Origin of the sequence: Gracilimonas mengyeensis (assembly GCF_900182705.1) — a bacterium.
Classification (GTDB): domain Bacteria; phylum Bacteroidota; class Rhodothermia; order Balneolales; family Balneolaceae; genus Gracilimonas; species Gracilimonas mengyeensis.
Window position 1 is genome coordinate 244,483 of record NZ_FXTP01000005.1, and the last position, 8,364, is coordinate 252,846.

General features: G+C 46.5%; 8 protein-coding genes. All 8 read right to left on the reverse strand.

Annotation, left to right across the window (positions count from 1 at the left end):
* Positions 1-293: 293 nt before the first annotated feature.
* Positions 294-692, reverse strand: coding sequence for a type II toxin-antitoxin system VapC family toxin (locus FN815_RS07585; protein WP_142454026.1), 399 nt, complete (start codon positions 690-692; stop codon positions 294-296).
* On the reverse strand, positions 693-935 hold the full coding sequence (locus tag FN815_RS07590; RefSeq protein WP_221930272.1) for a type II toxin-antitoxin system Phd/YefM family antitoxin: 243 nt from the start codon (positions 933-935) through the stop codon (positions 693-695).
* A gap of 353 nt (positions 936-1,288) precedes the next feature.
* Entirely contained in the window at positions 1,289-2,767 is a 1,479-nt protein-coding gene (locus FN815_RS07595; RefSeq protein ID WP_142454027.1) for a hypothetical protein, read from the reverse strand.
* A gap of 482 nt (positions 2,768-3,249) precedes the next feature.
* Complete coding sequence (locus FN815_RS07600) at positions 3,250-4,248, reverse strand: thiamine pyrophosphate-dependent enzyme (RefSeq protein WP_142454028.1); 999 nt, start codon at positions 4,246-4,248, stop codon at positions 3,250-3,252.
* A gap of 38 nt (positions 4,249-4,286) precedes the next feature.
* Entirely contained in the window at positions 4,287-5,456 is a 1,170-nt protein-coding gene (porA, locus tag FN815_RS07605) for a pyruvate ferredoxin oxidoreductase (RefSeq protein WP_425461072.1), read from the reverse strand.
* Between the two features lie 19 nt (positions 5,457-5,475).
* On the reverse strand, positions 5,476-5,808 hold the full coding sequence (locus FN815_RS07610; RefSeq protein ID WP_142454029.1) for a 4Fe-4S dicluster-binding protein: 333 nt from the start codon (positions 5,806-5,808) through the stop codon (positions 5,476-5,478).
* Positions 5,805-6,377, reverse strand: a complete 573-nt coding sequence (locus FN815_RS07615) for a 2-oxoacid:acceptor oxidoreductase family protein (RefSeq protein ID WP_142454030.1) — start codon at positions 6,375-6,377, stop codon at positions 5,805-5,807. Before FN815_RS07615 ends, FN815_RS07610 begins: the two co-directional genes overlap by 4 nt.
* The gene (locus FN815_RS07620) at positions 6,374-7,759 is read right to left on the reverse strand and encodes an NAD(P)-dependent oxidoreductase (RefSeq protein ID WP_221930274.1); all 1,386 of its coding nucleotides are present in this window, start codon (positions 7,757-7,759) and stop codon (positions 6,374-6,376) included. The genes FN815_RS07615 and FN815_RS07620 overlap by 4 nt, the downstream gene beginning before the upstream one ends.
* Between the last annotated feature and the right edge of the window lie 605 nt (positions 7,760-8,364).

The following is an 8,364-nucleotide window of genomic DNA, read 5'->3' on the forward strand; positions in this document are numbered from 1 at the left end:
TGTTTTAGGGGGAAAGAAGTAGTCTGAATTCAGGACTCAGAATTCAGAATTATCTCCTCATTTTTATTAGGTGATACTTATCCATGAACCACGATTAAGAATAGGACAGGAATTTTCGGATTAGGTAAGTGAATGCTGTAATATCCTGTACAACTCTGTTTTGTTATGGAACCAAGCGGATGTCTATAAGAGACCAACGGCACCTATTTTTGCTTGGCGACAGCCATTTAGCACAAGCGGTACACTTGCGGCAAATATAGCTGACTACTGCGTCCTGAGTTCAGAATTCTTATTCACCATATCGTTTTAAGACCCTCCTCTTCATATTTTTTGACATCCTCATCATTTGAAATCAAAATCAGATCACGTTGGATAGCTTGCCAAATCAGCATTCTGTCAAATGGATCACGGTGCCATTCCCCCCTTAGATAATGATATGAGGAAGTTTCATTTGCAGTTAATCCAATGAGCTCAAAACCAGAATCTACAGCAAGCTTTGGAAAGTCGTCTGGTTTTATACCATCCAAGACAAGCTTACCAAGTGAATATTTGAGTGAAATCTCCCAAAAATTTACAGCGCTGACCAAAATGAGATTCTTTGGATCTTCAATAATTTTATGACTCTTTGAAGATAATTTATGAGTATCCAGAATTGACCAAATCAGCGTGTGGGTATCTAACAGAAAATTCATTTAGCCTAAAAATTCCTCTTCTGTCATTTTAAAATCCTTGTTAAATACTGCGGTTGCTTTCCCATCCAGCTTCCCCAGTTGTCGCTTTCCCTCCCCTTCATGCTCTTGAGGAACAAAGTAACCTACTACCTCTTTCTTCTTTCCAAAAGTAACCGCAACTTTTTTCCCGGATTTAACCCACTCAATTACTTTTGAGAAATGAGTTTTAAACTCTCCTACAGACATCTTTTTGGTCTCATTCATGGCTACACCTTTTCTATTTAAAATAGATTTTACTTGTCAAGTTGTCAAGAACTGAAACAGTATGCTTAATCTGTGAAAAGCAAATGCCACCTAATTTCCCATTTACCACAAGCGGGACGCTTGCGGTAGGTCAATGACACTTGTTTAACTTGGCTCAGGACCACCTATCATCAAGTGAAACATGGCAGGCTAACAAGGGGTTTAGGAAAGCAAGAAAGTAAGCCTCCGACTGGTTCACGCGTCTCGCTTGGACCCCAACTTGTATCCAACCTTAAACCTTGTAAACCAAAAGCATTACCACAAACTAGATGCCTGCGCCAGAGATAGCCGACTACTGAATTCTGAATCCTCTATTACAACAACGACTTCTGGCTCCCATACTTATTCAAATACTGATCCAGTTTCAGTTTTTTTCGGGTTGAGTCACTGGTCATATAACGCAGCTTGCCATAGATAGGGCGCTCCTGCCAGGCGCGGTCAAACCGGCCAAAGCACCAGAAAATGCCTGAATAGCTGTTGGGATCGCGTCCATCCAGTGCATAGCGGTTGTTGAGCTCAATCATATAATCCAGGGCTGTGCGATAATCCTTGGTCCACTCAATGATTTTTTTGCCCCATAGCATCCGCAGATAATTTTGCATGATGCCGGTTTCCCGCAACTGAGTTTGAGCCGCATTCCAAATTTCATCGTGCGTCTGTGATTGAGCAAACTCTTCCAGCTCATACACCCATTCACGCTTATCATCTTCGTGCTTCTTCAAAGTTTTAAGCACCCAGTCGGGCAGACTATCAAATTGGTCATAATCAGGGCGGTGGTGCGCGAAATGGAAGCCAACTTCACGCCAGGTAATCACTTCATCAAGAAAACTCTCTACATTGGGATCTCCGTTAAAAAAGCCTGAGTTTTTGCCATTGTTTGGGGTGATGTCATCCAGGTCCCAGCCGTCCGGTTGGTGATCCAGCACGGCTTTCACAATTTCATATTCACTAATCAAACCAAAATGCAGCCACGGACTTAATCCACTTGCGGCATCCGCATCGGGATCATTTCGCTCTTCATCATACCGGTGCAAGCCATGCGCGATAAAGTCACCCAGTTTACCCAGCGCATACTGCCGGGTGCCTTTCTTATCGGTTATGCCAATATCATGGTTGATGTCCAAGGTTCTAATGAAACCGGGTATATCTTCCAGTTTTTCATCTGCTTTGGGATATTTTTCCTTAAAACCATCCGGTAGCTTAACTTCTTTCTGATCCTCTAAATCATCCAGCGGGTCTTTCTTGGGTGGATTCGTGTAAGCTTCTAAAAAATGCTCTTGCATGATCCTTCGAAAAAAGTAAGCGGAGTATGGATCTTTATCCGTTACATCCAGCGGGATGATACCATTTGAATCGATACTGATGTAAGGCACATCTACTTCTTCTGCCATCTTCTCATTGTTCTCGCGGATGATATACACCGGATATTCATCGGCTACTACAGCCACGGAATTTTCAGCCAGGGCATGAAACGCTCCTTGCATCTCTCCTGCTTCACTTTCTGCAAAGCAGTAATAGTTAACGTCGGTGTCTTTTAGTTCATCCAGGTGTTCTTTCATTCCCTCCAGCAGAAATGCATGAAACCGGTCACTGGCCCAGGGATAATTGGTAATTACGCTTTCAAAAATCAGCAGGGGCTTGTCGTATTTATTGGCCAGGGCAACGGCATATTCCAGTGCATAGTTATACTGCAGGCGCCGGTTTATCTGCATCCAGTAAAGGATATACTCCCCGTCTTGATTAACCTCATTTTTATTCCGCTTAAACTTCCGGTAGCTATTAATATTCTTCATGTTCAGGGTTGGTTCTTTTCCCCATTAAACCCTAAAGCTATTTTTGGAATTCCATTCGCTTCTCATCTGTCTTGATCCGCAAGCTATGGTATACCGGTAAGCATTTTCTGGCTAAGTTTCTTCGGTGATAGCCTCTAAATGACGGGGTTTCTGTTTTCTTCTTATGAGTCATGCTGAGCCTACCGGCTAAGGATCTTGCCTTTTGCGGAACTTATTCAACCAATTTCCTGAACTATATTTCCAGTGGATCAAGCGCTGAAACTCATGGTAGCTTGGTAATCATTTTTTGGCTTAGGTTCTTCACTTTCGTTCTGAATGACTCCTTGATTTTAGCAGTAGATTTCTTCGAAATACTAAAGTGCAGGGTTTTAAACCCCGAACTGGGACCAATAAAAAAAACCTCCAGGGTATCGCACCTGGAGGTTTCAACTCAACCTTAATACTTATTATCCATTATATCGGTATGGCTAAGTTTTCAATGTTTATACCATCTCAAACTCCGTGGTAAATGTTTGATCTTTCTGAAGCGGAGCAAAATGAGCTCGGTCATTTCGATCCCGCTCTTTCAGGCGCTCCCATTCATCAAATATTTGCTGTTGTATTACTTCCAACGCACCGGCGTTCTCTTCTTTAAAGAGATGCTTAAAACGTCCCTGCATCCGCAGCCAGGTTTCGATAGGAACAATTTCCTCAGGTATGTGTGTGAGACGGAAGCGTCCTTTGACTACTTCATACAATGGCCAGAATAAAGTATCTACAGCCAGCTGTGCTACTTTAACCGCTTCTCTCGGCTCATGCCGCCAACCCAGCTGACAAGTAGAAAGTACGTTTATAAATGCCGGCCCATCTACCTCAACAGCACGTTTTACTTTATCACTCAGGTCGTGCCAGTGCGAAATAGCGGACTGCCCCACATAATTCACGTGATGAGCCTCTGCGATAGCCGTCAAATCTTTACGTTGTTGGGCTTTTCCAAAGCTGATTTTACCCTCAGGACTAGTCGTAGTACTGGCACCAAATGGGGTAGCGCTTGAACGCTGAATACCGGTGTTCATGTAGGCCTCATTGTCGTAGCATACATACAGGAACTGGTGTCCGCGCTCCAAAGCGCCAGAAAGTGATTGCAACCCAATATCATAGGTACCACCATCGCCACCAAACACCACAAAGGTAACCGGCTCATCGGCAGGAAGCTTTCCTCTTTTTACCAAGGCGCGGTAAGCGGATTCTACCCCACTTGCTGCCGCTGCCGCATTCTCGAAGGCCACATGTAACCAGGGCACATTCCAGGCAGTGTTAGGGAAACGGGTAGTGGCTACTTCCAAACAGCCAGTGGCATTTACCACCACCACGGGCGTCTCAATACTATTAAGTACTGTTCGCACCACGATGGGAATACCGCATCCGCTGCAAAGCGAGTGTCCGCCCCGGAATCTTTTTTCTTTAGCCTCATTGGCTGCTAATTGCTTGATAGTTGGCATAAGTCACTCCTTCCCGCTTCCGGGATATTTAAAATCTTCTATTCTCGGATGCCGATATACTGCATCTCCCGCATTTCTTCGGGATTCTTGAGGTTTTCAAATACCTGACGTATATCGGCCGGGAATAAATCTCTTCCTCCCAATCCGAATACATAGTTTTGCATAGATGGACCGGCACCAAACAAGGCTTCAGCCACTTCCATATACAGCGGACCTTTACTTCCAAATGACATCGCGCGATCTAACACCGCCACTTTTTGTACATGGCCCAGTGCTTCACGTACTTTTTTAGTGGGAAATGGACGGAACATCCGCACTTTGAGCAAGCCCACGGCTTCTCCTTGTTCCCGAAGGTCATCCACCACCTCTTTCATGGTGCCGGCAGATGAGCCCATCACCACAATAGCACGTTCGGCATCTTCCAGTCGATATTCTTCTATGGCATCATACCGGCGGCCTGTGAGAGCTGCATAGTGATTGGCAACCGTATCAAAGGCATCAGGTACGGCATCCATCGCAGCTTGCTGCTGACGCTTGTGCTCGAAATAATAATCCGGCATATCGAAAGGTCCCTGAGTAGTTGGCTTTTGGAGGTTTAACAGGGGGTAAGGGATCTCGTATTCGCCGACAAAATTCTGCACATCCTCATCTTCTTCCAGTAAAATGGGTTCGGCAGTGTGGGTAATCGTGAAGCCATCCTGACCTACCAGTACCGGCAGTAGTACATCATGGTTTTCAGCCAGGGGCACTGACATAATCATAAAGTCATAGGCCTCTTGGGCGTTCTCTACAAAAAACTGAATCACTCCGGAATCACGAGCCAGCATGCTGTCGGAGTGGTCGCAATGTATATTGATTGGACCAGACAGGGCACGATTCCCAATCGCCAGTACAATAGGCAATCGCATGGAGGCTGCGATGTAGATATTCTCGATCATCAACGCCAGGCCTTGCGATGCGGTGGCCGTCATGGTGCGACCACCTGCCGTTGCTGCTCCAATAGCCGCACTCATAGCCGAGTGCTCCGATTCTACATTTATGATTTCTGTGGAAGCCTCGCCATCGGCCACAAACTTGGAAAAAGTTTGAATAATCGGGGTTTGCGGGGTGATGGGATACACGGGAAAAACATCCGGATTGATTTGCCGCATGGCGTGGGCGGCACCTTCCGCTCCGGTCAGCAATTTTGCCCGTCTCAGCATTTCTATACGTTCGGCTTCGGTAGGTTTAGTTTTCATGAGGGCCTCCGTTTAGCATTCTTCCGTATTCCGGTACTTCCTGATCATCCGGCACCATCACTATCGCATCGGTGGGGCAAACTTCAGCACATAGTGCACAGCCTTTACAATAGTCATATTCAAAGCCAAAGAAGTCTGTGCCCTCTGCCAATACAGCCGTATCAGGGCAATCCAGCCAGCAAATGAGGCAATTCACACATTTATCCAGGTTCACCATCGGCTTTTCCCCCATGCGCCAGCCACCGGTTTTAGGCTGCACCACATCTTTGGTGATGACGGTTCCGCCAATAGGAATTTCGTGGTATTTTTTTAGTTCATTCATGCCAATTCCTCCATATGTTGACTTTCGCGGAAGCCGGCCTCGATGGCTTTCAGGTTAATTTCTACAATCTTGGGCGATAGTTTAATGCTCAGGAACTCTTCCGCAGCCCGTTTTAAGTCCTCCAGGGGTGGGTTGCCTAAAATTCCGCCCAAGGCACCAGCCATCACCACATTGGAATAGAGCAATCCGGTTTCTACGGCAATTTTATCGGCATTTATACAGTATAGGGTTCCATCAAAACCCAATTGAAGCCGGAGAGCCTCTTTGGTCTTTTTCGTATTCACCAGAATGAAACCCTCCGGTTTTAGTCCTTCCGTAACACGTATCTCGTGTAATAACGAATCATCCAGTACCACAACCAGGTCCGGGTCGGTAACCCCGCAGTGTAAACGGATGGGTTCATCCGAACTTCGGGTGTAAGCCTGCAGGGGAGCACCACTGCGTTCAGGGCCATATTCCGGGAAAGCCTGTACAAAATAGCCATGATGCATTAATGCAAGCGCTACCAATTCTGAAACTGTTTTAGCGCCTTGCCCGCCACGTCCGTGCCAGCGTATTTCTTTCATCATGATGCTCCTCCCAGGTATTGGTGAATGCCTTTGGCGGCTTGCTTTCCATGCCGGACGGCTTCCACCACCGTGGATCCTCCGTTCAGCGCATCTCCACCGCCAAAGTATTTGGGGTTGGTAGTTTGCCGGGTCTCCGGGTTTGTTTTGATGAGGCCCCAGTCGGTATCCAGACCTTCAATCCAATCAAGGAATCCGGTGCGTTTTTGCTGCCCGATGGCTTTAATCACCGTATCAGCCCGAACGGTAAATTCGGTACCGGGAACTTTAACCGGTCTCGGCCGACCGGAATCATCCGGCTCTCCAAGTTTCATATATTGTAATTCCATTCTTTGTAAACGATCTTCACCTAAAAACCGGATGGGATTAGTCAGGAACTGAAAGTGGATTCCTTCTTCCCGCGCCTCTTCCACTTCATGAGCGTAGGCGGGCATCTCGCTTTCGGTTCTGCGGTAGTACATGGTTACTTCTACGCCACCCAGCCGTTTGGCTTCGCGAGCCACATCAATAGCAGTATTACCCCCACCAATCACCGCCACACTTTGGCCAACCTGAATAGGATGACCGGTTTTAATGGCTTCAATAAATTCCAGGGAATTCCATACGCCAGGAAGGTTTTCGCCTTCATAATGCAGATCAACATCACGCCCCAAACCAATACCTAAAAATACTGCTTCGTTTTCTTCTTCAATTCTGCGGAGTTTTTCAGCGGTATCCACCGGGGTACTCATTTTAAATTCTACGCCCATCTCTTTAATCATTTCTACTTCTTTGGGGATGGGATGGCTGTTGATGCGATAAGGGGCAATGGCGTAGCGGATCAACCCGCCAAAATCCTCGTGTTCGTCATAAACCGTAACTTCATATCCTTTTGAAGCCAACTCAGCCGCGCAAGAAAGTCCGGCGGGCCCAGCTCCAATAACAGCCACTTTATGACCGTTTGTACCATCAAATGATCGTTTTCTAACGGCTTCAACACTTACCTGATCTGTGGCATAACGTTGGAGGCGGGCAATCTCAACGGGTTTTCGGCCTTCTTTCATCAGCACGCACTTGCCTTCACATAGTGTCTCTACGGGACAAACCCGGGCACACGTACCGCCCAGGATATTTTGTTCATAAATGATATCTGCTGCTTTCTCGGGATTGCCTTCAGCTATGGCTGAAATAAATCCGGGCACATCGATATCGGCCGGGCAAGCCTGCATGCAAGGGGCTTCGTTATAGGGGCCACCACACTCGAGGCAGCGGTTCGCTTCCACAACGGCTCCGATATTGGTTAGGGGAGGATTTAAATCCCGGAACAACGACCGGTATTTATCATCCGTGGTACCGTGACCATTTAGGGTGGGCATAAAAGTAGTGCCTGCGGGAGTAGGTTTCATGGGCTTACCTCATGTTTAGGTTGCCGGCAAAATTATATCAGCAAAACAGCCGGTATTGGCTGCTTGCTATAGTGTGCTAATTCTATGTGAATGTAGTGTGAAGAGGGCGGTACGGGATATAAAGTAGGCCAAGAGCTACGTTTATTGTTTACATTTCCTATGGCTCTCTTCCGTTTTGTCAACGTTGACATGTCGCTACAACTCTGCAATCACCCACAGATCGGCCTCATCTGCGTTCCAATCTGATAGCGGCGAAGGAACAGAACACGGATAACACAGATTGGGCAGATCGACGCGGAAATGATTGTTGAACCGTATTGTAAAGATGACGCAAACGGTTGTTTCGATGTCAGTAGTAGGACGAGTTTTTTTGGTTTTTTCCTGACCAGCTCCCCGTCATCGTCCGACGATTGGATACCAGCAAGCCCGTTTTCTACGGCTTCCCAAAGTTAATGCCCATCTAATCGTCAGGTACTGTGTTAAAAATCAAGAGAAACTTCTATTTTATGTCTTCAAAGAACATCATGATGCCTTTGCATGTGATGTATCTACAGTAGCCTTGCCTTTGGCAGGGCTACTTTTTTTATGGGTGGCTTGGTGGGCTT